Annotated in this window: 27 protein-coding genes and 2 tRNA genes; 11 read left to right on the forward strand and 18 right to left on the reverse strand. The window is 59.0% G+C overall.

What is annotated here, in order from left to right; genetic code table 11:
* Position 1: 1 nt before the first annotated feature.
* The 8 genes from ACWHYV_RS17160 to ACWHYV_RS17195 all read left to right on the forward strand — a co-directional run bounded on the left by ACWHYV_RS17160 (position 2) and on the right by ACWHYV_RS17195 (position 5,051).
* Positions 2-286, forward strand: a complete 285-nt coding sequence (locus ACWHYV_RS17160; RefSeq protein WP_447977712.1) for a YciI family protein — start codon at positions 2-4, stop codon at positions 284-286.
* Positions 287-647: 361 nt separating this feature from the next.
* Complete coding sequence (locus ACWHYV_RS17165; RefSeq protein ID WP_447977713.1) at positions 648-1,283, forward strand: carbon monoxide dehydrogenase beta subunit family protein; 636 nt, start codon at positions 648-650, stop codon at positions 1,281-1,283.
* 54 nt (positions 1,284-1,337) lie between these two features.
* Entirely contained in the window at positions 1,338-2,549 is a 1,212-nt protein-coding gene (locus ACWHYV_RS17170) for a transketolase C-terminal domain-containing protein (protein ID WP_447977714.1), read from the forward strand.
* A 55-nt stretch (positions 2,550-2,604) separates the two neighbouring features.
* Entirely contained in the window at positions 2,605-3,510 is a 906-nt protein-coding gene (locus ACWHYV_RS17175) for a thiamine pyrophosphate-dependent enzyme (RefSeq protein WP_447977715.1), read from the forward strand.
* 33 nt (positions 3,511-3,543) lie between these two features.
* Positions 3,544-4,254, forward strand: coding sequence for a 2-oxoacid:acceptor oxidoreductase family protein (locus ACWHYV_RS17180; protein WP_447977716.1), 711 nt, complete (start codon positions 3,544-3,546; stop codon positions 4,252-4,254).
* A gap of 24 nt (positions 4,255-4,278) precedes the next feature.
* Entirely contained in the window at positions 4,279-4,557 is a 279-nt protein-coding gene (locus tag ACWHYV_RS17185; protein WP_447977717.1) for a pyruvate ferredoxin oxidoreductase, read from the forward strand.
* A gap of 63 nt (positions 4,558-4,620) precedes the next feature.
* On the forward strand, positions 4,621-4,887 hold the full coding sequence (locus ACWHYV_RS17190) for a hypothetical protein (RefSeq protein WP_447977718.1): 267 nt from the start codon (positions 4,621-4,623) through the stop codon (positions 4,885-4,887).
* 88 nt (positions 4,888-4,975) lie between these two features.
* Positions 4,976-5,051 (forward strand) — tRNA-Asn (locus ACWHYV_RS17195).
* Positions 5,052-5,343: 292 nt separating this feature from the next.
* Here the strand turns inward: ACWHYV_RS17195 and ACWHYV_RS17200 are convergent.
* The 4 genes from ACWHYV_RS17200 to ACWHYV_RS17215 all read right to left on the reverse strand — a co-directional run bounded on the left by ACWHYV_RS17200 (position 5,344) and on the right by ACWHYV_RS17215 (position 8,335).
* The gene (locus ACWHYV_RS17200; RefSeq protein ID WP_447977719.1) at positions 5,344-5,766 is read right to left on the reverse strand and encodes a secondary thiamine-phosphate synthase enzyme YjbQ; all 423 of its coding nucleotides are present in this window, start codon (positions 5,764-5,766) and stop codon (positions 5,344-5,346) included.
* Positions 5,757-6,428 carry a hypothetical protein gene (locus ACWHYV_RS17205; protein WP_447977720.1) on the reverse strand — a complete coding sequence of 224 codons (672 nt, stop codon included), beginning with the start codon at positions 6,426-6,428 and terminating at the stop codon, positions 5,757-5,759. The genes ACWHYV_RS17200 and ACWHYV_RS17205 overlap by 10 nt, the downstream gene beginning before the upstream one ends.
* A 271-nt stretch (positions 6,429-6,699) precedes the next feature.
* The gene (locus ACWHYV_RS17210) at positions 6,700-7,110 is read right to left on the reverse strand and encodes a DUF488 domain-containing protein (protein ID WP_447977721.1); all 411 of its coding nucleotides are present in this window, start codon (positions 7,108-7,110) and stop codon (positions 6,700-6,702) included.
* Positions 7,046-8,335 (reverse strand): IS256 family transposase, encoded by a 1,290-nt coding sequence (locus ACWHYV_RS17215; protein WP_447976757.1) that lies wholly within the window; start codon positions 8,333-8,335, stop codon positions 7,046-7,048. Before ACWHYV_RS17215 ends, ACWHYV_RS17210 begins: the two co-directional genes overlap by 65 nt.
* 1,039 nt (positions 8,336-9,374) lie before the next feature.
* Between ACWHYV_RS17215 and ACWHYV_RS17220 the strand changes: the two genes are divergently transcribed.
* Positions 9,375-9,563 (forward strand): RNA recognition motif domain-containing protein, encoded by a 189-nt coding sequence (locus ACWHYV_RS17220; protein WP_447977722.1) that lies wholly within the window; start codon positions 9,375-9,377, stop codon positions 9,561-9,563.
* Here ACWHYV_RS17220 and ACWHYV_RS17225 read toward each other — a convergent pair whose 3' ends face one another.
* The 3 genes from ACWHYV_RS17225 to ACWHYV_RS17235 form a co-directional block, all read right to left on the reverse strand.
* Positions 9,564-10,031, reverse strand: a complete 468-nt coding sequence (locus tag ACWHYV_RS17225) for a hypothetical protein (protein WP_447977723.1) — start codon at positions 10,029-10,031, stop codon at positions 9,564-9,566.
* A 683-nt stretch (positions 10,032-10,714) separates the two neighbouring features.
* Complete coding sequence (locus tag ACWHYV_RS17230; RefSeq protein ID WP_447977724.1) at positions 10,715-11,410, reverse strand: hypothetical protein; 696 nt, start codon at positions 11,408-11,410, stop codon at positions 10,715-10,717.
* A 610-nt stretch (positions 11,411-12,020) separates the two neighbouring features.
* Positions 12,021-12,680, reverse strand: coding sequence for a S16 family serine protease (locus ACWHYV_RS17235; protein WP_447977725.1), 660 nt, complete (start codon positions 12,678-12,680; stop codon positions 12,021-12,023).
* 235 nt (positions 12,681-12,915) lie between these two features.
* Between ACWHYV_RS17235 and ACWHYV_RS17240 the strand changes: the two genes are divergently transcribed.
* Positions 12,916-13,248, forward strand: a complete 333-nt coding sequence (locus ACWHYV_RS17240) for an RNA recognition motif domain-containing protein (RefSeq protein ID WP_447977726.1) — start codon at positions 12,916-12,918, stop codon at positions 13,246-13,248.
* Positions 13,249-14,135: 887 nt separating this feature from the next.
* Here the strand turns inward: ACWHYV_RS17240 and ACWHYV_RS17245 are convergent.
* Both ACWHYV_RS17245 and ACWHYV_RS17250 read right to left on the reverse strand, forming a co-directional pair.
* A tRNA-Thr gene (locus ACWHYV_RS17245) sits at positions 14,136-14,211 on the reverse strand.
* 69 nt (positions 14,212-14,280) lie between these two features.
* Entirely contained in the window at positions 14,281-15,423 is a 1,143-nt protein-coding gene (locus ACWHYV_RS17250) for a hypothetical protein (RefSeq protein ID WP_447977727.1), read from the reverse strand.
* Between the two features lie 290 nt (positions 15,424-15,713).
* On the opposite strand from ACWHYV_RS17250, the gene ubiA reads away from it, so the two are divergent.
* Positions 15,714-16,592 carry a 4-hydroxybenzoate octaprenyltransferase gene (ubiA, locus tag ACWHYV_RS17255; RefSeq protein ID WP_447980743.1) on the forward strand — a complete coding sequence of 293 codons (879 nt, stop codon included), beginning with the start codon at positions 15,714-15,716 and terminating at the stop codon, positions 16,590-16,592.
* A 40-nt stretch (positions 16,593-16,632) separates the two neighbouring features.
* Here the strand turns inward: ubiA and ACWHYV_RS17260 are convergent, their stop codons facing one another.
* The 9 genes from ACWHYV_RS17260 to ACWHYV_RS17300 all read right to left on the reverse strand — a co-directional run bounded on the left by ACWHYV_RS17260 (position 16,633) and on the right by ACWHYV_RS17300 (position 25,885).
* Entirely contained in the window at positions 16,633-17,658 is a 1,026-nt protein-coding gene (locus ACWHYV_RS17260; RefSeq protein WP_447977728.1) for a c-type cytochrome, read from the reverse strand.
* On the reverse strand, positions 17,655-18,476 hold the full coding sequence (locus ACWHYV_RS17265) for an ethylbenzene dehydrogenase-related protein (protein ID WP_447977729.1): 822 nt from the start codon (positions 18,474-18,476) through the stop codon (positions 17,655-17,657). Before ACWHYV_RS17265 ends, ACWHYV_RS17260 begins: the two co-directional genes overlap by 4 nt.
* A 148-nt stretch (positions 18,477-18,624) precedes the next feature.
* On the reverse strand, positions 18,625-19,344 hold the full coding sequence (locus ACWHYV_RS17270) for a c-type cytochrome (protein WP_447977730.1): 720 nt from the start codon (positions 19,342-19,344) through the stop codon (positions 18,625-18,627).
* A gap of 43 nt (positions 19,345-19,387) precedes the next feature.
* On the reverse strand, positions 19,388-20,014 hold the full coding sequence (locus ACWHYV_RS17275; protein WP_447977731.1) for a c-type cytochrome: 627 nt from the start codon (positions 20,012-20,014) through the stop codon (positions 19,388-19,390).
* Positions 20,011-21,933, reverse strand: a complete 1,923-nt coding sequence (locus tag ACWHYV_RS17280; RefSeq protein WP_447977732.1) for a cytochrome ubiquinol oxidase subunit I — start codon at positions 21,931-21,933, stop codon at positions 20,011-20,013. The genes ACWHYV_RS17275 and ACWHYV_RS17280 overlap by 4 nt, the downstream gene beginning before the upstream one ends.
* A 53-nt stretch (positions 21,934-21,986) precedes the next feature.
* Entirely contained in the window at positions 21,987-22,907 is a 921-nt protein-coding gene (locus ACWHYV_RS17285) for a hypothetical protein (protein ID WP_447977733.1), read from the reverse strand.
* 43 nt (positions 22,908-22,950) lie between these two features.
* A complete protein-coding gene (locus ACWHYV_RS17290) occupies positions 22,951-24,063 on the reverse strand; it encodes a cytochrome b (protein ID WP_447977734.1) in 1,113 nt (370 codons plus the stop codon).
* Positions 24,064-24,138: 75 nt separating this feature from the next.
* The gene (locus ACWHYV_RS17295; RefSeq protein ID WP_447977735.1) at positions 24,139-25,077 is read right to left on the reverse strand and encodes a QcrA and Rieske domain-containing protein; all 939 of its coding nucleotides are present in this window, start codon (positions 25,075-25,077) and stop codon (positions 24,139-24,141) included.
* Position 25,078: 1 nt separating this feature from the next.
* Entirely contained in the window at positions 25,079-25,885 is an 807-nt protein-coding gene (locus ACWHYV_RS17300) for a c-type cytochrome (RefSeq protein ID WP_447977736.1), read from the reverse strand.
* Positions 25,886-25,897 lie beyond the last annotated feature (12 nt).

Raw genomic sequence — 25,897 nt, forward strand, 5'->3', positions numbered from 1 at the left:
AATGCACTTCGTGATTTTGGGCTTCGATGGTCCGGACGGCGCCGCCAAGCGAACGGTCCATCGTCCTGCCCACCTCGCCAAGCTTGAAGCGCTCCAGGCGCAACGCCGGTTGCTGCTCGCCGGTCCATTAACCGATGGAGCGGGAAGCTTGATGGTCATCGCCGCTGAGTCCTTTGCTGAAGCGGAGGCTTTGGTTAAAGAAGACCCGTATACCATCCACGGGATCTTCGAACGAGTCGAGATCCATCCCTTTTCCCCGGTCTTCTACCCGATTCAATCGCCATAATTGGGCCTGCCGGGCGTTGTCGTCACGACAACTTTTCCCTATCACTTCTCTTGAACTGAAAATGGTCAGGGTAGTCATGCTGATGCGCCTCGGGTCCAATTGTTCGTTGACAACAGAAAACCAGCGTCGCTATACTCGCTTACTTCAACCGAGCGGGAGTATTGGTAAAATGCGAGGGAGGGCTGTGGGACGAAAGGCCTACAGGACGCCCTCTCGATGGACCATAATCCCTTCCGTGTGGGCCTTCTGCCGGCTTGCAGATAATGGTCGACAACGCTTACAGTAAGCATCAGACTTCCAATGGGTTAAGTGAATGGAGCGGTGAATTCCCATGCCTACGAAGACCGAGGAGTCGACGAGAATGAGTCAGTATCGCGTGCTACCGGGGCCAGAGCACTTTTTGCCGCCCGCCGCGGCCAGCATGGGGATCCGCCTGCCCAATCCCGGCGAAGGACACATCAATGGCGTGATTGTTCCCGAAGAGCAGGCGATGGAGGAGGCAGCACGCCAGTTTCTATTGGCAAAGGTGCCCACGATCTTTCCGGGTCCGCTCGTGCTCTGGGCCTGGAACGAAAAGGCGGCCAAGAAGGCAACAGCAATTCGTCATCTGTATGAGACAATTCGGGAATGTGTCACGCCCGATCAGAAGCCGATGCTGATCCCAATGCCTGACTATCGCCCTAAGTACCCGAAGATCAACCCGGAAATCGAGATCAATCCCAACCACCCCAATCTCACCATTTGGCACAACAAGATCGACTGCTGCATGTTCGTCGGCGTGCATTGCCATCAAGCCAACTTGTCGTTGAAGATCATCCGCGGCGGAACGTCCTGTTATACCATGGCGATGTGTGCACAGGCAGGCCATGAAGACGCAATGCTGTCGTTCCGCGATGCGACAGCCGAGAAGATCATGCGTCTTGCCGAATGGGTCAAGAAGCTGAAGGGCTCTGTCAAGTTTTCTCCTGGCGCTAGGAACGGCGGAGCTCGTTCTTAGGCGGCGCTCATGGTGGCACGGCCGCAGTGCGGCTGTTGAAAGGAGGCCGGTCCAATGGCTGACAGCAAATCCGTGATCGGAACACAGAACAAGAAGGGACAGACCTACACCGATCCTTGGTACCTCATGAACGAGGCACCGCGCAGTCCATCCTTTTTTACCGGCAGCGAGGTGATCAAGGAAGCCATTCGTCGCGCCAGCTGTGACGTCATGATTGCCTATCCGATCACACCGCAGAGCGAGGCCGCCGCGCTGATCGGTGAGTTGTTTGCTGAGGGCTATATCGGCGACTACTTCCGCGGGGAGAGCGAATTTGCGGTCATGTCCCAATGTGCCGGCGCCGCCTTCGGTGGGGCCCGGGTCTTTACCACAACGGCGGGGCCGGGCACGATGCGGGCGATGGAAAACTTCCCAATGTGGGCCGGGGCTCGGCTACCCATTCAGATGATCGTCACGTGTCGGGGCATCAACTCTCCGCTTTCGATTCAGCCGGACACGCTCGAAATCTCCTACCTGCTGAATACCGGCATGCTCGTGTGGCATGCCGAGACAGCGCAGGATTTCTTCGATTGGATCCTCAAGGGCTACATGGTATCTGAGGAGCCAGACGTCCATCTGCCCCTTGCTCTGTGCTGCGATGGATTTTTCGTCACGCACACGAAAGACGTCGTGCAGTTAACGCCGCCTGACATGTGCCTACCGCCCTACGATCCTTACCGTTCGCCAGTTCCTTGCATGGACATGGAATGTCCACCGGTCCGGATGATGCGAGATCCCTTTGTCATGAAGAGCAATTACATCAGCTATGCTACCCACGCGAGCTGGCAACAGGAAGTGTGGGCCGCGGTCGAGCGATCCCGCAAGCATTCAATCCGCTGGCTGAACGGTCTCATCGATACGGAGAATACGGATGCCGAGATCATAATCGTGGCATCCGGCACTGCGGTGTCCCAGGGGCGCGAAGCCATCAGGCTGCTCGAAGATGAAGGGGTCCGGTGCGGGTTGGTCAAGATCAAAACGTTGCGGCCGTGGCCGGGCGAGGAAATCCGCGAGGCGACCAAGCACGCGAAACATATCTTCGTACCGGAGTTCAACGTAACCGGCTGGCTTGCGAAAGAGATCCGCGCCACGATCCCGAACAGCGACCGCGTAGTGGCCGGACCTCACGTCTGTGGCGGGATGACGATGCCACCCGAAATCATCGTGTCCGAGATCAAGACCACGCTGGGGATGCAAACCGTGTCGCTGGCCGGCCGCGGGAGTTGAGAGCCGCCCGCGTACGTGACAATCTGACGACCAAGCTGCCTGTGAGGAGGCGTCCATGAGCAAAGAGCGGATCAAGATTGCGCCGGAATTTTTCGAGATCATGCCCCCGGAATACCAAGACCTGGTCAATCGGGCGACGTATGGAAAAGAAGACCGGGGCTGGAAAGACATCGGGACCGCAAAGGAACTGATCGAAGAACACTCCCTGTGTGCCGGATGCCCGGAATCAATGGCATTCCGTTACATTCTCGCCTCCTTGCCCAACCCCGAGGACACGGTCATGGTCGGCTCGACAGGCTGCACCAGCCTGGTGTTTCCCCATGTGGCCGTCCATAACATCCACTCTCTCTTCGGAAACCAAAATGCCATTGCTTCGGGACTCAAGCGGGCGCTGACGGTGCGCTTCCCCGGTCGGGTCAAAGATGTCGTCGTGCTGGCAGGTGATGGGGCCACCGTGGACATCGGACTCGACATGACGTTACAGGCGTGGTTCCGACAGGAAAAGTTCACCACCATCTGTTTTGACAACGAGCTCTATGCCAATACCGGCGGCCAGGAAAGCGGGTTGATGCAGAAAGGCTTCGTTGCGAAGATGGCGCCGGTCGGGAAAACCTTTGAGAAGGTGCGGCTGCCCGAAATCGCCCGCGAATCGGGTTGTCACTACGTCGTCAACTGCACAGTAAGCAAGCCCTCGCTCGTCGAAAAGGTGATCCGGAACGCGGTGCTCATCGCCCGTGAGATCGGTCCGACGTATTTGCAGCTGTACACGCCCTGCATCCTCGAAATCGGCAAGAACAGCATGGAAGGTCTTCAGGAGATGCGGGACTCCGAGAAGCCGACTGAACGTTTCGCGTACAAGGAATATGTCAGCGAGCCGGCCAAGCAACTGCTCGCGGAACTGGCAGCTAAAGAAAAGGAACGGAAAGCCGCCGCGAAGCAGCTTGCGGCACAGGAAGCCTAAGCAAGAACCGAGTACGCTGAGCCGGAGGTCCATATGATTAAGAAACGCTTGAACATCCGCATGTCCGGCCTGGGAGGACAGGGTGCCGTGACGGCCGCACACGTGATGGCCATGGCGGCCAACCGCGACGGCAGGTTCTCTATTTCCAACCCGTTCTTCGGAGCCGAGAAGCGAATGGCGCCGGCTGAAAGCTATTGCCGGATTGGAGTGGAACGAATTTACGACCGCGGAGAGCTTGTGTTCCCGGATGTGATCGAGGTCTTCCACCCACAGGTCATCACGATGGGCAAAAGCTACACCATGCCATTCTATTCAGGCATCAAAGAAAACGGCGTGGTGATCATCAACTCGGACGTCCCTTTGCTGTCAGATGAAGACATCAAGCGGCTCGAGGATCTCAACGTTGCCGTTTTCTATATCAAGGGGACGCAGATTGCACTTGAGATCGCGGGTACTGAACTATCCACCAACATGACGATGATCGGGTCCGTGGCCGGCATCACGAAATGCGTGTCGATGGAAGCGCTCGATGGCGCCCTTCAGGAGCGCTTCGGCAAGAAATTCGTGGCATCGGGCGGAACGGCCTCATTGGACGAAGCGATCAAGAAGAAGTTTGCCAAGAAAGAAATGCTGCTCCAGAAGAACCTGGCAACCGTCCGGCGAGCTTACGAATTGGGCGCTGAATGGGCGGAAAAGAACAACGTTGAATTGAAAGTCGGCTTCCCGGCGACCGCCTCGGCCTGAAGAACCCGAAGAAAAGGACCCTGCATGTATAACGTAGCCCAAGTTATTGAAGAAAAGTGCGTCGCCAAGAAAGGCTGCCGCCTGTGCATCATGTATTGCCCCGAAGCGAATTGTCTGGACCTCAACGTGACGAAGATGGTCGCCGAAGTGAACATCAACCGTTGCAAAGGATGCGAGCTCTGTGTTGTCGTCTGCAACGCAGCCAAGCACCAGGCCATCGAGATGCAGGCGGTGAGTGCAAGCGGAAGGCTCATGTCGCAAAAAGGGGAATCGGCGGCGTTGGGGCAGGCCTACCAGGGTTAAGCGGTACTCGGTATTGAAAACCCCATGACGCCGGCGTCATGGGGTTTTTTATTGAGGCGCACCATGGAACGTGAAGACAATATCGTCTCCTCCTTGATCATTGAGATCTCCACCCTTCTGCAGCAGTTCCCGGAAGCTTTGGAGCGGCGTGCCGTCGAAATCCAGGCAAGCGGCAAAGACACTGAGCTCGCCGGCAAGTTGATGAAGGGCGCGGATGCGATGCGAGATAGCGGCCACATCTACCTCACGTGGGCCCGTCACTACGCGGCTTTGTCCGAGGGCACCTCTGACGCCGCGGATGAAGAGGACGAAGCCGACTTTGGAATGTGACCGATCAATACGCCCAAGAAACGGCCTTGAATCATGATCGTCCTTTCGTTAGAATACATCCCCGTTTGTCCTCACCTACCACCTGCATTCCCCGGTAGCTCAGTTGGTAGAGCGATCGGCTGTTAACCGATTGGTCGCAGGTTCGAGTCCTGCCCGGGGAGCCACAGCACAGCTCAACTTGCGACCGACTGTTTCACGCTGAACCTGCTGGTGCGAGCTGCGTCCCCGGTGCATACTGCCCCTGCTAGCCCCTCAGGGTTCCCAGCTGTCTCCACCGCCCACTTCACACCGACGCAAACGAGACGGCATTGCAAGCTCCGAGAGGAGGGGGAACGAATTAACTTCGAGGCGCTCATCCAGAATAACGAAAGCAGCACGGAGGAAGGGGAAGTCAACAGCAACCCGGCACGTCCACGAACGCTGACCGCACCCACAACGAGGAAGGGACGGTACCGATCACTCCCCGATCACTTGGACGATGACTTCTCGCGTACGAGCGCGGGTATCGAAATCGAGGAGGGCGATCTGTTGCCACGTCCCGAGAAGCAAGGTGCTCTCGGCGAACGGGATAACGATGGAGGGGCCCTGGAGTTGCCCACGCAGGTGACTATGGCCGTTGTCTTCCCCGGGGTTCAGTGTATTATGTTGCCAGCGTGGGTCGGCAGGAATCAAGCGATCCCAAAAGGTCTTGGTATCGGCCCGGATGCCAGGCTCATCTTCGATGATCAATACCGACGCCGTCGTGTGCTTCACGAATACGGCCACAAGCCCAGCCCGCAAGCTGGTGCTGTCCAGTGCCTTACGCACGGGCCCGGTGATATTCTCAAACTGGCACTCACCGGGCATCTCCACACGGAAGGTGACGGTCTTCACCGGCATGCCGCACACTCCGTGGCGACCAAGTTCCTCAAGAAGTTTAGCTCCCGACGTGTCAAGGGTGCGCGCCGGGCCTGAGCAAGGATATGGTCGAAGATGCCTTCGGCGGCGAGCAACGTGAGGGCATCAAGAACAGGTTGGCTCAGAATCCCTTCCAACCTTAGCTTCTGCAGGTAATTGAAGGCTTCCTCGAGACTTTCCCCTTTTCGAGCATAGTAGTCTGAGCCACGCTGGCGATTGCTATAGGCCTCGAATTGCTCACAGGCCACCAGGACTTCGGCCAGCTCTTTGACCCAGGCTTCAGCCCCCGCAAGCTTCTCAGGATAGTAATAATAGAGCGTCACCAAGGTCATCCATCGAGACCACGTGACACCGAGATCGCGCAAGGCGGGCCTTACAGCCATCAACCGGCGAGCCAGGCGGCGAGCATAGCCGAGCCGCATCTCAACCTGTTCCCGGGTCCAGGCATCAACCGGGATTCCTTCAGCTTCCAGGTCGGCCCCGTAACGCTTCAGGAAGGCCTCGGTCTCCCGCCCATATTGAGTGTCCGGGTGAACAGCCCGCCATTCTCGCGGTCGTGTGGGAATCCCGTGCCTCCTGGCCCAGGACCACACGCTGCCGAACAATCGCCGGTCGAGCCCCGCTCGCCCGAGGTCGTGAAGCAAGCATGCAATTTGGTATTGCCTCACTCGTTCGGGAGGATGGCCGAGCCGGCTAGCAACGGCAGCACACATGCGAGCGGTGCGCACCGCATGGAGGCGATCATATCCTCGGATCACACGCCCGGGCCGCCTAGGGTCGGGATAATCGTAGAGCTTCATCAGACCCGAGACCAGTGAACGGGAAAGAAGAAGCGGGGTCCCTTGTGAATCTCTCGTCTTCGTCATCTGGCGGGAGCGCAGCATAGGACAGTTGGGATTCATCAGTCAAGACAGGTCATCGAATCTCTTCTAGCAACTCCTTCAAGGCGATTGCCTGGTTCTGCTGTTCGTTGGCGGCTGCAAAAAGCAGCGTCACCCGCCGACGACAGGCGATCCGTGCCAACGTACGAAGGGCCTCAAACCGCTCTGAGGCACGCAACTCATCACGATAGCGTCTACGAAAGTCATTCCACTTGGCCGGATCATGTCGAAACCACTTTCGAAGGTCGTCGCTCGGAGCCAGGTCCTTTCGCCACTGATCGATCCTGGCTTTCTCCTTGCTTAGCCCTCGAGGCCACAAGCGATCAGTGAGTATCCGAATGCCGTCCGGAGATATTGTCAAATGTTGTGGATTGAGGTGATTAGGCGGCGACCTTTCCTGTGTTCTTCTCTGACTGTTCTTCCTCTCGCTCGACTTGCTGCCCATCCTTGAACACACGCCCCGCCCGGACCAACGGCAGCAGCTCATGGGCATCGAGCCGGCGCCACGATTGCTGCGCCGCCTCCAGCAGCTTGAACGCCATTGTCAGGCCCGCGGTCCGCGAGCCAGCCCCCTTGGTGACACGCGTCCGGAGCTTCACCGTAGCGAACGTCGATTCAATCGGGTTGGTCGTCCGAATATGTTTCCAGTGGGCCGCCGGGAACTCGAAATGGGTCAGGAGCCGAGCGACATCGGTGGTCAGGGAGTTCACGGCTTTCGGATACTTCGCCGCATAATCCTGGGCGAACCGGTCGATCGCCTGCTCGCAGGCGGCCCGGGTGTCCGCATACATCATGTCGTGCAAGGCGCGCTTGGCCTGGGGCTGCAGCCGGGTGGGGAGCTTGTCCAACACATTGGCGATGCGATGGACCCAGCACCGCTGCTCCCGTGTCTCGGGCCAGACCTCGCGCACGGCGGCCCAGAACCCCAGTGCCCCGTCCCCGATGGCCAACGCGGGGGCCCGCATCCCCCGGCGTTTGAGGTCTCGCAGCACGGTGAGCCAACTCTCGGTGCTCTCGCGATAGCCGTCCTCGATCGCGATCACCTCTTTCGTCCCATCGGGGCGGACGCCCACCACGACTAAGGCCGCCAAGCGATCATCTTCCAGCCGAATGGTGAAATGCACCCCGTCTACCCAGATATAGATGAAGTCGCGATCCGCCAGGGGGCGCTCACGCCACTGGTCATAGTCGGTCCGCCAGGTCGCCGTCAGGCGTGTGATCGCGCTGGGCGAGAGCCCCGCCGCATCGGCGCCGAGCAGCACCGGAAGCGCCTCCCGGAAATCCCCGGTGGAGAGCCCATGGAGATAGAGCAGCGGCAGGACCGCGCTGACCTGCGGCGAGCGACGCAGGTACGGCGGGAGAATCGCACTGGTGAACTTTTGTCGGGTCCCATGCAGCACGCGTTGATCATTCACCCGCGGCGCTCGAATCGTGACCGTCCCCGCGCCCACCGTCACGCGCCGAGGCTGGGCCTGCCCATTGCGGACCACCAACGCATGGCCGCGGCTGTCGCGCGCCTCGTGGTGCTGCCGCCGGTATTCCTCCACTTCGACTTCCAACGCCGCCAGGATCATGCGGCGGGCGCCCTCGCGGGCCAAGGCATCCAGCGCCGTGGCCACCTCCGGCTCCTGCTCTTGTGCTCCCGTGGTCGTTCGGACTATCGTCATCATCGGCGTGCCTTTCCCCGGCCTGCCAGCCGGTGTGTGGGTTCGTGTTCACCCGGAAAGGTACGCCACCTCTCTCACCCCGTTCCACAACTTCCGACTATAGCTCCCCGACGCCGCTCCCTCCTCCCAAAGGAACACCCGTTGCTGGTCCCTTTCCGCGCATCAAACACATGCGAGATATGATGGACTATCCGGAACTCAGCCTCCAGCTGTTCAAGAGGGCCCACCCTCTCTTGACCCGGGCAAGACAACCGGTCTTAAAGAAGACGAGTCACTAGCCTAGCCCGCGAACCTGTGGAGCAAATCACCACTTCCGACTGTGGAACTATTCCACTCTGGTCGGTAGCCTGACAAGTCGCCCCTGTTGCAGAGAACCAGCTGCTCATGAAGGGGACGGTCAAAGCGAATGGGTGAGCGGACGGCGAGCCCTCGACTTGGAAATGCCTGATTGCAAGAGTTATGGTCGACCCGGGATCCTCGACATTGGGCCTCGTAGCGCAAGGCTGCACGGCCAAGTAAGACGATAAGGCACAAGGCCATGGCTTTCAGGCATGATGAAGAGCTTCAGAAACTAATACATTTATTTTCAATAACTTATGCCAGCAATTGAGGCTGTATCCTACACGACTGGCTGTGCTAGACTGAAAGTCCGAGTTCTTGTGGCCAAGGATTCGGGCTGCCTCTTCTCGCTGGGTGATCTCACTCAGGGGGGAGACCAAGGAGAGGCGGGGGTTGGCTCCGCCTCTCCTGTCCCGGGAAGGTTACTTTTTCTTCTTACCCGCCTTCTTTGCCGGCTTCTTCGCAGCTTTCTTTGTCGCCATCACTTCCACCTCCCTTCAGGTTAGTTCTCCCCCATCAGCTTGTTGATTGCAGGCCCTTCGAGAAGGACGAACGTCTTACAACGAACTGTCAATTGCAGCCTTATGTAGCGGTTAGGCATCCTCCTCCTGGCCTCAAAGAAGGAGACGCCATGGAAGCACGCCTCTGTATTGAGGGGTTGCCAGGAGACATCACGTGCACGGAGTTGAGGAGGTTATGCGGCATGTACGGCCGCGTCGTTTCTGCCCATGTCGTGAAGGACATGCGCGGCCGCTCATCGTCCTTCGGATACGTCGAACTGAGCAACTCCGACGAAGTGGACGACTTGATCCACGCGTTGGATGGAGCGGATTTTTTGGGATCGATCCTCTATGTCTCCAGAACAGCCCACCGAGTGTTTCAAAGGCAGTAATTATGGTCGGCCGACCGCCTGACCTTCCCGCTCATCGCCAACTTCCCGACGTCCTGCTTTCCCGGTAGTGCCTTGACCCTTGACGATGCGCTGTCGGCTCCATTCCAACTGCCCCGCCACCGCTGCCAGCCACGCAGTTTCTGCTGCAAATGCCTGTTGTTGATCCATCTCCAGTTGCTCAAGTCGTCGATTTAGGAGAGCGACTGACTGGCGGAGGTCCTCGAGATGGGCCGCAAGCCGGCTTGTTTCAGTTTCCTCGCCGATCTCGCGACGAAAACGTTGAAAGTTCTCGGTCAATACATCAATTCGGTGTGTCAGATGGGTAAGGTCTTCATTGCGGAAATGACCGATCTCGGCGCTGATCCGGCCTTGACGACTTCGAACTTCTTGATCGAGCGCATCGAGCTTGATGCGCAAGGTTTCCATTTGCTGTGGCAGTAATTGGTGTTCCAGGGTTAGAGCGTCCATTCGTTGCTCAACGCCCGTTATCCGGTTTTCGGCCTCACTTGCGCAATGCGTCAAAGCGACCAGACATAGACAGGAAGCCGTGTTAGAGAAGAGCCTGGCGTCGAGCAATGACCATATGAGGCGGCTCGACCCCTGGCCGCACTGCTTAATTTGATTCCTCATATGAGCTGAAGGCTCTCGACCTTCCGGCAAGCTGATAGCCGAGCAAGGATTCTCCGACTAACATCCAAAGCCGGTGGTGCACGTACGCGGTCCTTGCCATCTTGCTCGCGTAACTAGGAAGAGTCAGAGGCGGATCTTGTTCGATCGCTTGTCCTTGAAGGCCAACGAGCAAAGCGCTCAGGGTTAGACCATGACGCAATGTGGCTAGAGAGAGCCGAGGCAGAAGAAAAAACAGCAAGGCCGTTTCACTTCTGCAAGGAACGAAGCTGACCCCAAGCTGGTGTACCAGGAAGCTAAAAGAAGGATTGGAGGAGGCTCGGAAAGAGCGCCGACGATTGAAAGCTTCCACGCGGATGCCCGGGGACGGTCTCAGTGTGGGCTCCATCTCGCGATCAGGAATCGATTGTGTGACTCAAGTAGTGCCCATTGATAACGCCATTACCTTAGGTCAAAGGCCGAGACAGGTCAATGTCTTTTCTCTCCGCCACCGATATGCTTGAAAGCGGATGGTGAGCGGCGTCTCAACGAAAAGTCGAGGGAACCGGCGCTCTGGGGTCGGAATCGTGCTGTGAGGTCGTTGTCCCGTCCTTGGTTGTTTGGGTAAACATGTCGGTCAACCTGGCTTCAGCTTGCCGTACATAATAGTCGCCAGCGCTTGGCCCCTTTGGAATGATTTGCCGGTACAGTCCCATGGCCGTCTCGCTCCAGCCGACGTTCAACGCCGCGTCAGCAGCCTTGAGGGTGCAGGCTTGTGCCATGGCGTAAGGGTCGACAGCAAGACGACTGACAGGCGGGTCGATCAAGCCCTGCACTGGCCGGAAAAGACGGGGCACGGAGTGTTGAGGAGTTCCGCCAAAGCGATTGAGGACGGCAGCGTCATATAACAGTTCTTCAGGAGTATCGCTCTCCTGGCAATGTCTGTACACGGCCCACAATTCCTGGAAGGAAGAATCTGGACCTGCGGAAGATCTCTGAGTAAAAGGATGTTGACAGCCAATCAACAGGCAAAGCAGCACCAGGTTGGCCGGCTGGCAAAGCACACTACCAAACCTGATGACCCGCTGTGCTGGTCGTCTCAACGAATCGGCATGACCTCGAAACTTACTGTCGACCATCACTAACAATAGAGCGTGCAATGAAGGAAACAGGTGACAGCGCCCTGGCAACAGCTGGTCGATGATGGCGATCGGGCTACTCAGATTGAGCAGCGCTATCACGTATGTGGTCCATGTGTCTTGGCATATCTTGCTCAGGCCCCAGAGTTAGGGTGACTCGGCAGGCCACCGAAGGCTCCCGGAAAAATGCACGATACGTCCGACCCATAACGTCCCCTGAGTCATTGTCTCGATCACGAGGTCTGGAGCGAAGCTGGACGTTTGGTAAGAGGAACGGGTATGGACGATGGAGGCGACGACGCCGTCTGGATCAAACAACACTGCCAACGTCTCGTCGTGATCTGGCAAGCCGATGCCGCTGACATAGAGACCAACGCCGAGTAGGTACTCAGCCGGGTTGATGCGTGACCGGTGATAGCGGTAGATCCAGGATTCATGGCGATATCCCGACAGCCGAATTGCATGGCGGTCATTGGGGTCCCCCAGTCTCGCCAGCACCTGAGACTGGAGAGTCTCGCCGGGTCGAATCGATGCTACTAGGCGCTCGTCCGTGATCCTTTCATTCCCCATCGACAAGCAGGAAGATAGAAGCAGCGGGCAGAGCCAGGCCCAGGATTTCATCGTGTCCGCGCCCGAGCGCTCGCAAAAGTTTTAAGTTATCAGTGGAGGAACGGGGGCGGTATCGGTGAAGATGAAAATCAGGTGTGGGTGATCACCGCAACGGGTGATCGGTGAGTGCGAAATAGGCTTGATTGACTGATCCAACCGGTGAAATCTGCAGGAGGAACGGCGTACGCCAATCACCGTCGGCCGGGTCATGCTCTTCAGGGACGAGAATACGGCGTATGTGGGCTTGTTCCGCGGCCATAACTTTGAGAGGAACGGCGCCGACCGGACCGATATGGCCGTCCGGTGTCACGGTCCCGGTAATAGTTCGATCTGGCAGGACAAGATCGCCCTTTGCCAACGCCACCACACTCAAACCAACCATCGCCGACAAGCTCTCACCGTAGAGCGTGACACCGGGATCAAGCACCGAGAGCACGATCGTCCAGGACTCCGTGCCCAGCCCTGCCGCCCGTGCCGTCCGGTAGATCGCTTGCTCGACAGCCGTCTGGGCCATATGGGAGAACTTCCCGGGCCCCCTTTGAAACTGCACGGCAAGCCCGCTTCGATCTCGACGCTCCTCAAAAGAAATCCTGACGCTAGCGACAGCGCCCACCACTTGCTTCTCTTCTATGGTCACACCGAGAATCGGGATAAGCTGCTCTCTCAATATCGAGGCCGAAGCAGGCCGCACGCCCACAGCGAGCACCGCAAGCAGAGCTATCACCCACAAGAACGGCCAAGCCGTGATCCGGACTGCTTTCATATTGGTAAATAAACCACGCCTGGACGATTCTCGCAAGCGAGGGCGACACCTTCCTTTTCACGGTAGCGAGCAGAAGCGAGAAGTCATTGATTTCGCATTGCGCGGGCGGTGCTCGCTTTGAGCTCAAACAGAGACACTAAGGCAGGGCACCGACTAGTCCATCCGGACAGTTGCACGCCGCCGGCTTCTGGGAGGACACTAGCCAAGATTCAAGATGGGTACGGGCGGGGCGCTCATGAGCAATATCTTCTTCGTCGATGGTCTTCCCAGGAACGTGACACCTGCTCGGCTGCAAGCGGTGGCGGCGCCATTTGGGACTGTAATCGCGGTGGTGATTGCCCGCCGACCTCACTCAGGGTTTCTGCCGTTTGGCTTGGTCAGCATGGCAGCCGCGGAGGAAGCCCGTGCGGCGATCGAGGGGTTGAACGGGACAAGAATGGACGCCCATGTCGTCAGAGCCGACCTCTCGCTGTCACCACCGTTTGGATGGATGACAGAATCAGATGGGAACGACGGCGTGCAAGACGACGATGTGACTCGTCAATCTGGCAATAGAATGGTCGGCTGAGTCACGGGTCCGCGAGGCTTGGAAGGAAGGGCTTGCGATGTGCATTTCAGGATGCCTCAACGCCCGTATTGGCATCTGAGCTACGGTCGAACCAGCCTCCCTAATCGGTGATCGGGATAGAAAATTCATCAGTCTCGCGGCCATCTGGTGGAGCGTAAAGTTGTTCCCGTTAGGACGAGTGCGATTCGAGGGAAGGAAGGGCGCCTTTGGACAAAGGGATCCACGCTGATCGGCGGGCGTCAGTAGTAGTGGTATTTGCACGCTGCACGGAATGCTCGGAAATGGGAGGAGCCTCACCGCACATGGTTGTGAGCCCTCTGTCAGCCGAGCCGAGAATTTCGGCTAAGAGCCAACCCCAGGAGACGATATATAAGAATGCCAGGCCACCCAAGAAGTAACTCATTTCACCTCCAAATCGTGCTTTGAGCGACCACGTTTATACGGGACGCTTCCCATGCCGGCAATTAGACGAAAGTACTAGACTGACTACCAAAGTGCGGAGCGCCGATAAGAGGATTGTCCTTGTTCTCGATGTTTGAGAATCAACGGATCAACGACGTTCCCGCAACTGAGGCACTTCAAGGCAAGACTCTTGATGTAGGTACTTTCGCGGTCCTCAAGCGATTCCGGCACCATAAGCCCATCACATCGTGGACAAGACATGCGCACCTCCCTGTTTTCTTGAAAGACAGGGACAGCCTAAGGAAATTGAACGCCGCACACAATTGGGCGTGGGTCCTAAACCGAAAGAAGGGCAGGAAACAGCACACACCGCAAGCAATACAATCCCCTCGCAAGACAAGCACAGCTTCACCGGAAATGTGATTCTGAAGCTGGCGATTGAGCGCAGAGGTCCAGAGGGAAGGCTCCGAGCCTTTGTAAACTGCTGGAGCCGGCGACTGGGATCGAACCAGCGACCTGCGGTTTACGAAACCGCTGCTCTGCCAGCTGAGCTACGCCGGCTTCCGGTGGGCAGGACGAGGGAAAAGGGTAGGGACGAGGTGACACTATACTCAGGAGATCGGGCACGTGTCAACGTGTCGGACGCCCTTCACTCACATAGACGAGAGGTTGAGTGAGCACAGTGGGCGCCGACAGGCAGACGGGCTCCTGTAGACGCTGCCAGCGCTCTTGGGCCGCGCGTCTCACGTTCTCGCGTACGTAGTCACACAATTCTCCGATCGCAACCACCCGGTCCCGGTCGTGGTCCGCCGCCCCGCCAAGGCCCTTCAGGAGAAAATAGGTGAACAGTCCATGATTGGCGTCGTCGTATGAGATCGCCTCCTGTGTTCCGGTCGTGGCCTGAATTTGGACCATCTTCCCGCCACTGAATCGGCCCCCGGAATCCCACACGGGCACCAGCGACTTGGTGGCGTCCGCGCCCGTCGGCAGAGGCCGCAAATCTAGCAACAACACGGCCCGGCGGACGGGAAGGTTGGCTATCGCGTGGCGGATCCGCCGGATCGGATACCGGCGTCGCAGCGAGCGCGGACCTGTGTCATACGGCAACAGCAACACCTCAGCCGTCGTCTCGTCAACCTGCATCATCCCCGAGATGAACACGAACACCTCCCCTTCAACCTCCGCCTGGTGTGGAAGCCATTCCTCGAAGACTTCGACCAGGTCGTCGATCAATGCATGGTCGTCGATGAGGAGCCTCAGTTTTTCCTGAGGAACGCCCAGAAGCCTGTCGAGGTAGTCGGCGACCACTTGAGCGTCGTGCCCGGCATACCGGTACGAAGGCAGCCTGGCATCGCGGTATGCCCCGATCCCGACCGCAACCCCGATCGCCCTCCGCGGTCCTCCAAGGTTGCCACGGTCCGGAGGGCGGTCCACCTCTTCGGTCGACCTGTTACTCCCAGCCCACTCGATCACGAACTTCTTCTGCTCCGGCACGGCGCCGCCAGCCGTCGTGACCATGATGACGATCTCAACCGGCCCGCTCTCCACCATCGAGGACACCGCACCGCTGACAGTGACGCGTTTGGTTTCGTTGGGCTCGACATTCCCAATTCGGATCGTGCTGGGAAGATCATGGACAAAGGCCGGTGTGCCAGAGACCTGAAGCATGACGTCTTCGGCGCGCGAGACACCGATATTACGGATTTCCGCATTGAGTCGAAGCCGCTCGCCGCTCTCCAGGCGGCCGTCCTGTCGGTCTTCCTCAAGCAGCACGCGGAACTGCAGGATTGCCGACGAAGCCAAGACGGCGGAGGTGGGTGTACTACCGGCGTGTTTCGGGCCGCTTCCACATCCGGCGAGAAGTAAGAGGAAGAAGAGCGCGCCTGAACAGCAGGAAGTCAGGAGACGGCGCAGCATGGGGATGAGGACGAGCCAAAAGGCAAGGCACACCAGGCTGATATACCGGAAAGGGGCAAGGGAAGGCAACGCGGTCAAGCTTCGTTGACAGCGCCCTTCGCGCACGGCTAAGGTTCGCCATGCAGCGGCCTTCATCCTCCTCCTCGATGGTCACGGTCTCGCACACCCTACCGCTCGGCACGTGGCAATCGCTTGCTCGCCTCATCCGACTGTCGAATCAATCAGGCACGCTGTTGTTGATGCTCCCGACGCTGTGGGCGCTCGTGCTCGCTTCCGAGGGGCGGCCCTCGGTCAGCCTGCTGATCATCTTCACGGTCGGGTCCTTTCTAATGCGTAGTGCGGGCGTGGTGATGAACGATTTGAGCGACCGTTCGATCGATCGGCACGTCGAACGTACGCGCTCACGTCCACTTGCCAGTGGCGCCGTGACCGTCCCTCAGGCTGTCGTGCTACTAGCCGGGCTCTTGGCTGCCGCCGCCGGATTGTTATTGCTCCTCAATCCCCTCGTCATTCTCTTGAGCCCTATCGCGCTTCTACTTGCCGCCGTCTATCCGCTCACCAAGCGGATCTTCCCTCTTCCACAAGCGATGCTCGGAATGGCGTTCGGATGGGGGGTTGTCATGGCATGGGCGTCGGTCAAGAACACGGTGAATGTCTCCGTCTGGGCGCTTTATGGCGCCACGATCTGCTGGGCAATCGCCTACGACACCATCTATGCGCTACAGGATCGTGATGACGACTTGCGCCTGGGCGTCAAATCGGCGGCAATTCTCTTCGGGACTCGTGCCTGGGTGGCGGTGGCCGGCTGCCTCATCGCGATGCTCATGCTTCTCGGGATCGAAGGCTGGCGGGCAGGCTTGAACGGGGCCTTTTATGGTCTTCTGGCTGGTATCGGAGGGTTCCTGAGCCAGCAGGTGATGAGGCTACGGAAGCCCCTGGCACCCGCTGATGCTTTTCGCCTGTTCAAACAGCACGTTTGGGTCGGCTGGGCGATTTTGGCCGCGATCTGGATCGGATTCCTCTAAAGAGGAGCGGCCAGTATCGAAACGCACGATTCGTGGAGGTCTATTCAGAGACCGACGCCTTCTCGATCGCTCGTTCCGCTCTCGGAGCTTTCAGCGTCGCCAGATACATCGTCACGGCTTTGGCATCCGCATCGCTGAGGCCAAGATTGGGCATGCGGGTCTCCGGTTTCATTCCTTGCGGGTATTTGATCCAGCGGTAGACCCAGGTGGGATTCAGGCGGAACCCGGCTCGATCGAGGGCTGGCCCGACGACTCCCCCCTCTTCTCCGACCCGATGGCAAGCATTGCATCCGTATTTGTTGCTGTAGAGACGTTTCCCTTGTTCAGCCAACTTCGCGGCGTCGTGCGGAGACATGGCCAGATCCGGCCGGGGGACGGCCGGAGGCTTGGGGCGGCTGGAAAAAGCGGTCAGCATGGCTTTGGCCTTTTCGAGTTCCTTTGAAGCGGCGGCCAATGCTTCCTGCTCCTTGGCATAAGACTCGTCGTCCACTTCCACGCCCTTCTTGTCGGCCTCTTCCTGAGCTCGCTTCTCAGCCGCCTCGAAGGCCTGCCTGGCTTGATCGTACGCCTGCTGGGCCGCTTGCACATTGTTTTGTAGCTCCTTCTTTCTGGCCTCCAGGTCGTAGGTCAGCTTCATTCCATGCAACGTGCGGACGTAGGCCACAATCGACCAGATCTCTTCTTCCGACAAGGTGTACTTGAACGTAGGCATCGTCGGCACGGCAAACTCATCATCGCCGATCTTGTCCCCTACTTCAGGGGTGGTGTCCTTCATGTCCCGAGAGATCGTCGCAAAGATTTCTTGGTCCGTGAACGTCGACATCTCGTTCTTGTTCGAGAGATCCTTGGGACGCGGGTCCGGCATGCTCGCCCAGTTGTAGCCTTCGTTTTGCCGTCCATTCTCCCCGTGGCAGTGCATACAGTAATGGGTGTACAGATGCTGACCGCGTGAGACCATCTCGTTCTGAAAAAGCCCGCAGCCGGCGGCACCGACCCCGGCGACCACAACCATCAGAATCCCACTCAACACGACCTTGGGCATTCGAATTTCGGCGACCGCCCTCATGTGGACGACCCTTTCTTCAACTTTCGGATAATCACGAACTGCAGGGCGACGGCAATCGCGACCGCCATCCCTGCATACAGATAGCTGGAGTAGTCGGGCGGAGGCTCGGCTCGGAAATACCACCAAGAGGAGACGGCCTTTTGCGAGCCCTTTTCCTTCAAATCGCCGCTCTCCAACTTCTTACCGTCCCAGATGGCGAAGGCGATGTTGATGAAATCTCCCGGGCGGATTTGTGCATCGTGCGCGGTATCGGTTGTGCTGAGCGCTCGCGAAAAGACGACCTTCCAGACCCCATTCTGGTAGACCCCCTTCGCTTTGACGTCCTGGGTCTCCTGGGCCTTGAGGGTCCCGAATCCCTGCGCGGTCATGTCGACGGCCTTCCCATCCTTGTTCTTCCAGTACCAAATGTTGACCGGGCCGCCCTCAACCTGGAGCATCGGCTGACCGTGGGCAAAATGAGCCTTCTTGTCCCCAACCATAAATTCCAGTGCCGCGGCATCGTCCGGGTCCTCCGTCGGATCTTCGTACTCGAGCAGCACCGCCAGTTGATGCCCGTCGTGCAGGCCGCGCACTTTGACCGACTTCACGGTGACTTCCTGGATCCGGTTCGGCCAGTGCACTTGAGGAGAAAGAGGGAACTCCGACTGTGGAGCCTGAGACCATGCAGCGGCGGTCGGATCATCGGCCGGGAGCGTTCCGTCGACCAACGTCGCCCGTACGGCGACACTCTCCTGCCCCCATGCAGATGGAGCGACCAAGAGTGCGACGCCGACCAGCGCCGATCCGATGAGGCCTCGATACCGCCCGCTCAACACCATAGATCGTCCCTTTCTGCCACTCGTCCTGGCTCACGAACTCGAGCCGCTTACCTTCGGGTGTCCCTTAGAAACGAGCCGATGAGGCACGGGAGACCACGGCACGAACTCTTCGGGCAGGTCGCCTGTCCGATGCCCTCTGTTGGCTGGCTCATTCCCAGGTGCGCGGTTTCTGATGCGCTCCGTCGTACTCGCCCATGATGATCTTCCAAATCCACTCGTCCGGCAGCTCGACTTCCCAGCGCGGCATGGCCGATTTCCAGGGCATCCCTTCGATGGGGAGTCCCACCCCACCCTTCTTGATCCGCCAGAAGAGGTAGCTCTCCTGGAGCATGGCGATCGTAGTCGGATCCGAAAAGTTTGCGGGCGGCGGGTTGAATCCGCGCGCGGCCGGCCCTTTGCCGTCGAAGTTCCCGCCGTGGCAGGGCGAGCAGAACGCCGCGTACAGGCCCTTTCCGGTCATGACATTCTCCGGCGTATTGGGAACCGGATTCGAGAGTCCCACAAATTCTCCTGGCGGGGCCGGATGAATGGTCCGGTTCTCAGCCGGCGGCTCAGCGCTCGGCGCGGTGCTGTGGTAGGTTTGCCAGCCGACCAGCAATGGAAACAAGAGCAGGACGAGCGCACGCGCAATCTTCATCGGGCCTTCTTGGCCCTCCCCGCTCAGGAACCCGAAGATCGGCCCCCAAAAGGCCTGCGTCGACTCTCCGCTGAGCGTGGCAAAGATCAGAATACCGGTGGCTGTCAGTGCGAGGTAGAGGAAGATCAGACTGGCCGGCAAGGGGGCGGTGAACAGGGGAAGCACGAACTTGAGGAAGACGTAGATCCCAACGAGCAGAATGACCGATTTGATGAGCACCCCACCCTTCATAGTGCGATCCCTTCGTTCGTCACCGAGGTCCGACTCGCTCTCTTCACCTACCGCCGTGCACAGGGAACAAGGCCGCCGTCTGTTGAGGCTTGGCTTGCGCCGGTGACGGCTCGGCAGGCTGCGTGATCTCCGATGGACTGACCGTAATCGGCTCTCCGCTCATCTGCTGGAGAAAGGCAATGACGGACAAAATTTCGTTCTTCGAGAGTCCGATCGGGTTCTTATTGATGTACGGCATCCGGGCCGGGTATTCCTTCGGCGGTCCTTCGTGCCGGTAATCGAGATAGATGTACGCTTGTGGCTGCGTCAGGCTTTCATAGATGAACTCGCGGCTCAACTTGGCGCCAATACCCTTGAGGTCCGGGCAGCGAGCCGATTCGCTGGGCCCGATCGAATGGCACAGGGCACATTGGCCCTTGCTGAAGAAAATCTTCTGGCCGATCGCAGCCATGTCCGACGCGGTCTTAATGCTGGCCACATCGAACTTTTCCTCTGCCGGTGGGAGAGACGCCATCTGCGGAACACTCAACGCGGTGATCGAGAAGAGCCCGAGCACGATGATCACGAACCCGACGACGCGAACGAACCGCGCTGTGATGAACAGCAGAATCGCGACGCCCAGCCCGACCACGGAGATCCCGATCAACTGCAGCAGTGCGACTTCGCTCATAATCCCTCGAAACCCGTTCGGTTCGTTGCGTCCGTTTGAGACGTTTGGTGCATCACCCTTCCGCGATGCTCATCGAGCGCCGGGGAGCCACCGGCCATCGCGGGAGCGGCGCCCGCTGGAACCTTTGCTTTTTGCGCGCCTTCTTGGGCCGACTTCGCCTTGTCCCCCATGGTCGCCACCCAGAAGATGAAGGCGACGAGCATGCAGAACAAGAACGTGTTCAGCGACATGAAGGCTGCGGCATAACCGAGCGCGGGCGAGTAGGCGTACGGCGATGAATCGCGCATGACCCCGTAGATGTGCCAATGGACACGCGACGACGAGCGTGCATAGCCCATGAGGGTCATCAATAGAATGACCATCACGGCATTGAGCACCAGAGCGTACCCGGCGCGCGGCGGCATGCGCCCCCAAACCATCTCGGTCGTCGTCCGTGCACTGCGGAGCAACAGGGCGGTCAACGGGGTGATCGTCAGCATGACGAACAGGACGATGAGAACCTGGGAAGTCGAGAAATAGTTGATGCGGATGATGGCCGGCACGAAATAGCCCCAGACGCCGAGCACGATCACCGCAATGCCGGCGACGACGAGCACCGCCCCCATGATGGCTTTCGCCGCCCTGGCCCACCCGGCCGTCTCCTCCTTCCCGGCTCGCCAGTACATGATGAAGCTCATGAATGTGACAAGAATCATGAGGTTCGAGACCGTCATTTTGGCCGACATCACCCCGAATACACCGAGCAAGGGATGGTGGGTTCCGCCCATTTTCCGCGCCTCCTCGAGGCTCGCGACGAGCGAGTGCGGGGTCATCCAGACCCCGAGGCACAGAAGTAGGATCACCAGCATGGCCATGATCGGCTTGCGATACTTGACCTCAGAGCCGGGGATGCGATGCGTGATACCGAGCCAGAAATAGTAATTGGAGCCGAGGAACAGGACGCCGATGAGCATGGCTTGCAGGATGAACAGCCAAGAGAGGAAGCCGCCCATCAAGGTGATCCCCATCTGCTGGTTATATTGATAGATCTCGCGCATCAACCAGTAACCCGCGAACGGCAGCGGCAGCAGGCCGAAGACCCCGATGAAATTTCCCACGTACCCCATCCAATCGTAGTGCTCGCGATCCTCGGATGTCCTGGCCGAGAGATAGCGGATGCCCGCGTAGGCGCCGCACATGTAGCCACCGAGGACGACATTTGCGATCAGGCGGTGGATATTCACCGGCCACCACGTCGGGTTCCAAGTGGCCGCCCAGGCCCGGGCGACATCGGAGCCCTCGGAAATCACGACAGGGCTGGCTTGGAACGTCGCCCATGAGTTGGGTACGATCATGATGAAGAACGCGAAGACGTTCAGCAGGAAGCCAAGAAAGAGATGCAAGGTTTTCTTGCCGCCGTCTTGCATGGCGTCCCAGCCATACCAGTAGAGATACAGGGTGGCGGTTTCGAGCAGGAACAAGATGCAATAGACGATGAACGAGGGAAAGAAAATATCGGTCAGATACGCCATGAGCTTGGGATAGAAACCGATCAGGAGGAAGAGCAGGATACCGCCGAACAAGGCCGTGGTCGCGTAGGAGGAGGTCAGCAGTTTGGTGAACTCTTTGGCCAGCTTGTCATAGCGTTTCTCACCCGTCTTCCAGCCGACGATCTCACACAGCCACGCGAAGATCGGAACCCCGAGCACGAAGCCCGCCAACAGCAGGTGGAGTTGGGCGATGACCCAAATGATGTTCCGGCTCCCAATGCCGGGGATGTCGCGATACGCCACAGCCGCTTGTGTGGGAGCATCCTGAGCGAAACCCAGTACGGGAAGCGCAAGAAGTCCAGCGGCCACGGCGAGGGCCGTGAACGAGCGCGAGTGGAACGTGAATCGGTCGAGGAATCGTCGGGGATCGTGAGACACGTCAGTATTCATGACACTTCTCCTCCCTGTCTTGATCCCACCGAGATCAAACGCCAGGGACCGACCTAGTGTTTGTGACCATCAGCCGCGTGGGCATCGGGCTTCTCGGAGGCCACTTGGGCCTTGCCGGATTTGGCGGCGTCGGCGGGCGGCTTGGCCGCCTCTTTCAAACCTGGTTCTTTCCCCTCTTTGGCCGCGCCCTTTCCCTTCCCCTTCTCGTCCTTCTCGGTCGTCGCTTTTTCTTCGAGCGCCTGCACAGCGGCCTCTGCTTGAGCAATGACCTTTTCTGTCTTCTGGAGCGCCTCTACCGGCTTGAAGGACGGTGTGGCCTTCGCCACGTCCTTGTGATACGACTCATGGGGATGCGGGGTCGTCACGGGCATGAATGCCCAGAACAGGATGACGATCATGACCCCTACCGCCGTAAAGGTCGTCAGGACGAGCGGCTGATCGGCCGGCACACGCATCAGGTCCCACTGTCGGACGGCGGTTTGAAGCGACCCTTCCGCCGGTGTAGCTCCCGTGGCTTGCCGCTTGACCAGCGTCCCGAAAAGGAAGAGCCAACCCAGGATCAACAACACCAACATGATCGTCGAGGGCGTCCCCCACAAGGTGAGCTCGATGCCGATCCGCTCGGCAACCGGGATCTCCTTTAAGAATTCCATCACCCATGCGGCTATGGCCTTCGACAGACCGACCGTTTGGGCTTCGACCACATACAGGATCGGAAGGTAGAACGCGCTCATCAGAGCCCCCTGCCACCACAAGGTCAACCCAATGGAGTCAGGAGCCTTCAATCGGAGGCGTTCGAGGAAGACGGTTTTCGAGGCCACGTTGAGGGCCCAAATGTCGACCGGGATCGACAGAATCATCAAGAACGCGAGGCCCGCCGCCTCCCAGGGATGAATGCCCATGGCCAACAGCAGCAGGGCGATCACGAGCTTGATGGGGAACCCGGTCCAGAAGGCCGGCCACGCAACGAGCATGCCGAGCTTCACCGAGGAGATGTGTGTCGGCGACGGCGTCATGCTATTCCAAGAACTCTCGGTTGATGATGGCGGAGACGGTAAAGACGACGATGCCGATCATGACCACCAACCAGCCGACCAGTGCAATCGGGCGCTTGAAAATGTTGCGCTCCGGGCTCCGATCGATGAACGGCAGCGCCGCCAAGAACAGCATGAAGAGGCCGGGCAGGGCGACGGCACCCAGGAACTGCCCGAATTCTCCGGCGAAGATTTTCAACCGCAGCATCTGGAACAGAAACAGGAAGTACCATTCGGGCTCGGGGTGATACTCGCCGGGGTCCGGCGTTGCTTCCTCGAGCAGCACCACCGGCTCGATGAACGCCAGGCTGCAAATCGTGACGAATACCGCCGCCATGGCCACGATGTCCTTCCAGACCTGTCGCGGGAAGAAGTAATCGGTCTTCGCCTTCAATTCTTCCGGCGTCCCGCGGAACGGTCCTGCCGGCCCGGCCTTTCGGAACAGGAACAGATGCAGGCCGGCCAGCGCCATGAGCGTGGCTGGCAGGATCATCACATGGATCACGAAGAACCGGCTCAGCGTCATCTGCCCCGGTGTCGGACCGCCCTTGAGGAACCGGGCGATGAAGTCACCGATGACCGGGGTCTTGTCCATGATCTCTACCCCGACGGTGGTCGCCCAGTAGGCTCGTTGATCCCAGGGCAGCAAATAGCCCGTGAAGCCGAATCCCATCACGATGCCGAACAGGGCCAAGCCCACGAGCCAGATCATTTCGCGGGGTTTCTTGTAGGCTCCCCAGAGAAAGACCTGGGACATGTGGGCAAACACCATCACGACCATCGCCGAGGAGCCCCAGAAGTGGTAACTCAGCAGGAACCAGCCGTAATCCACTTCGTGGATGATGTACTGCGTACTGGCGTAGGCGTGATCGGCCGTCGGCACGTAGTAGAACATGAGCAGGATGCCGGTAACAGCCTGCATGATGAAGACGAACAGCAGCACCGAGCCGAAGACGTAGGCCCACCGTGACCCGCCGGGCACCGGCTCGTTGAGCATCTTGGCCTGGATCGCCTTCAGGCCGACGCGCTCATCGATGAACGCCACGACTTTTTCTAGCGCACTCGGCTCTGACGGGACCGAACGACCTGCTTCCATTCCCCACCCTCAAGCACAGCGATGAGCGCTGACCGAGGGACGACCGCTGCCGCCCTCTCGGCTCAGCATGTAGTCTTACACGATGCGAACCTGCGCCTTCGTCCCCGCCTTGAACTCCATATCGATGATTTCCACGTCCCCGCTGGCCGCCACCCGAATCGGCAACGGGTCGAGCGGTCGCGGGGCTGGTCCATCGAGCACCTTCCCCGAGGCATCGTAAATGCTGAGGTGGCAGGGACAGAGAAAAACCTGGCCGAGGACTTTGTGCGACCGCCACTTGTATCCGCAACCCAAGTGCGGGCACTTGCCGGAAAAGGCGATATACGGGACGTCCTTCTTGTTCGTCCAGATCACCTTTCCCTTCGAGTCATGGAACTCCATGTCCTTGCCCTTGTAGACGGCGTCCAAGACCTTCGGCGAGGCCTTCAACACCCACACGTTCTTTTCGATCTCAGCCTCGGGCATGAACGCTTCTTTGACCTTCTTCTTGTACTTGAATTGGACGCCGACGTCTTCGGCCTTGATCTTGTTGACGCTGCCGATCTTCAACCATGAGTTGTCGAACGGCGCGTACATGGGCTTCATCAGATACTTAAGGACGGGGAAGACCAGCGGCAAGGAAATGAGCACACCGATGGCATGCGTGAAGTTCGTGAAGAAGCTTCGCCGCTGGACGTTCTTCTCCAATTCGGGCAGCGGCACGAGCACTTCCCCGCACTCGACGTGCAGGCGGTCCTCGAGATGGGCGATCTCGACTTCGTGCGTCGTCACATAGTCCTCGCGTTTGAGGACTGGAAACTGCGCCAGATCGGCGACCGCGGCCCTCAGCTCGACGAGATCGTCGGACACGACCGTAACCTGGGTCATGGGAATCTGCCGCTCCAGCGTTCCCGCCCCGTTTCCGCCGACGACGATGTGACTGACCTCGCGGGACAAGGGATCGACGATGACGCGCGTGACCTCGCCGACCTCGCGATCGGCCGCCCGCACTTTGGATTTCAGCTTGGGTTGCATACTATTTCTTCTTGATCGGCTTGGGAGTATTCACGGCGGGATTTTTCAACGAGGCGAGAAAGGCCACCAGGGCGTCGATCTCCTTGTCTTCCATCAACTCGCGGTACTTGCTGGGCATCTTGCCCTTCTCGTATTCCTGCTCGAACCCCTCGGCCATGAACGTCTTTGGGTCGATGATCTTCGCGCGCAACTCTTCCGGCTTCATCAAGTTCCCGATGTTGTCGAGCTCCGGCCCTCGCTTCTTCCCACCCTCGCCGAACAGCTTGTGGCAGTTGTAGCACTCTTGCAGATTCCACTGCTCCTTGCCCAGCGCGACCAAGTCACCGCTGGCCGCCCCCCCGGGAACCGCCGAAGGCTTTTCGCCGTTCGCCTGCACGGAGGCGGTGGCTGCCTCGCCCCCCACGGCCTGCAGGCGCGCCATCAAGGCATCGGCCTTTTCGGACAATGCCTTTGCGCGCGCGAGCAATTCTTCGGCCTTCCCCTGCTCGGTGGCCGCCCGCTTCGCTTTCAGCAGCTTTTCGATCTTCCCCTTCTCATCCTCCGGGTCGAACTGCGGGAGGAACGAGGCGCCGCCGATGTAGACGGAGGAGACGATGACATAGAAGACGAGCAGGGCGACGACTGCTTTGGCCCCGCTCATCGGCTTCAGCGACGGGGCGTCGAGCAACATGAACACCAACGCGCCCAACATCGCATAGGCGAAGAACATGCCCTGGAAGACGGGAGGGAATGCGAACAACCTGGCTACGACGACGAGGATGATGCCGATGACGACTCCGGCAACGCCCTTCTTGATGACGTTCTTCATGTCGCGCCTCGA

This window comes from Candidatus Nitrospira bockiana (genome assembly GCF_965152565.1).

Bases quoted from the DNA above. Each gene is read 5' to 3' on its own strand.
- ACWHYV_RS17165 (WP_447977713.1), top strand. From the start codon at position 648: ATGAGTCAGTATCGCGTGCTACCGGGGCCAGAGCACTTTTTGCCGCCC.
- ACWHYV_RS17215 (WP_447976757.1), bottom strand. From the start codon at position 8,335: ATGATGACGATAGTCCGAACGACCACGGGAGCACAAGAGCAGGAGCCG.
- ACWHYV_RS17175 (WP_447977715.1), top strand. From the start codon at position 2,605: ATGAGCAAAGAGCGGATCAAGATTGCGCCGGAATTTTTCGAGATCATG.
- ACWHYV_RS17190 (WP_447977718.1), top strand. From the start codon at position 4,621: ATGGAACGTGAAGACAATATCGTCTCCTCCTTGATCATTGAGATCTCC.
- ACWHYV_RS17300 (WP_447977736.1), bottom strand. From the start codon at position 25,885: ATGAAGAACGTCATCAAGAAGGGCGTTGCCGGAGTCGTCATCGGCATC.
- ACWHYV_RS17285 (WP_447977733.1), bottom strand. From the start codon at position 22,907: ATGCTCGTTGCGTGGCCGGCCTTCTGGACCGGGTTCCCCATCAAGCTC.
- ACWHYV_RS17265 (WP_447977729.1), bottom strand. From the start codon at position 18,476: ATGGTGTTGAGCGGGCGGTATCGAGGCCTCATCGGATCGGCGCTGGTC.
- ACWHYV_RS17225 (WP_447977723.1), bottom strand. From the start codon at position 10,031: ATGGACGCTCTAACCCTGGAACACCAATTACTGCCACAGCAAATGGAA.
- ACWHYV_RS17295 (WP_447977735.1), bottom strand. From the start codon at position 25,077: ATGCAACCCAAGCTGAAATCCAAAGTGCGGGCGGCCGATCGCGAGGTC.
- ACWHYV_RS17275 (WP_447977731.1), bottom strand. From the start codon at position 20,014: ATGAGCGAAGTCGCACTGCTGCAGTTGATCGGGATCTCCGTGGTCGGG.
- ACWHYV_RS17185 (WP_447977717.1), top strand. From the start codon at position 4,279: ATGTATAACGTAGCCCAAGTTATTGAAGAAAAGTGCGTCGCCAAGAAA.
- ACWHYV_RS17290 (WP_447977734.1), bottom strand. From the start codon at position 24,063: ATGGAAGCAGGTCGTTCGGTCCCGTCAGAGCCGAGTGCGCTAGAAAAA.
- ACWHYV_RS17270 (WP_447977730.1), bottom strand. From the start codon at position 19,344: ATGAAGGGTGGGGTGCTCATCAAATCGGTCATTCTGCTCGTTGGGATC.
- ACWHYV_RS17220 (WP_447977722.1), top strand. From the start codon at position 9,375: ATGTACGGCCGCGTCGTTTCTGCCCATGTCGTGAAGGACATGCGCGGC.
- ACWHYV_RS17210 (WP_447977721.1), bottom strand. From the start codon at position 7,110: ATGGGCAGCAAGTCGAGCGAGAGGAAGAACAGTCAGAGAAGAACACAG.
- ubiA (WP_447980743.1), top strand. From the start codon at position 15,714: ATGGTCACGGTCTCGCACACCCTACCGCTCGGCACGTGGCAATCGCTT.
- ACWHYV_RS17240 (WP_447977726.1), top strand. From the start codon at position 12,916: ATGAGCAATATCTTCTTCGTCGATGGTCTTCCCAGGAACGTGACACCT.
- ACWHYV_RS17200 (WP_447977719.1), bottom strand. From the start codon at position 5,766: ATGCCGGTGAAGACCGTCACCTTCCGTGTGGAGATGCCCGGTGAGTGC.
- ACWHYV_RS17260 (WP_447977728.1), bottom strand. From the start codon at position 17,658: ATGAGGGCGGTCGCCGAAATTCGAATGCCCAAGGTCGTGTTGAGTGGG.
- ACWHYV_RS17280 (WP_447977732.1), bottom strand. From the start codon at position 21,933: ATGAATACTGACGTGTCTCACGATCCCCGACGATTCCTCGACCGATTC.
- ACWHYV_RS17160 (WP_447977712.1), top strand. From the start codon at position 2: ATGCACTTCGTGATTTTGGGCTTCGATGGTCCGGACGGCGCCGCCAAG.
- ACWHYV_RS17170 (WP_447977714.1), top strand. From the start codon at position 1,338: ATGGCTGACAGCAAATCCGTGATCGGAACACAGAACAAGAAGGGACAG.
- ACWHYV_RS17180 (WP_447977716.1), top strand. From the start codon at position 3,544: ATGATTAAGAAACGCTTGAACATCCGCATGTCCGGCCTGGGAGGACAG.
- ACWHYV_RS17235 (WP_447977725.1), bottom strand. From the start codon at position 12,680: ATGAAAGCAGTCCGGATCACGGCTTGGCCGTTCTTGTGGGTGATAGCT.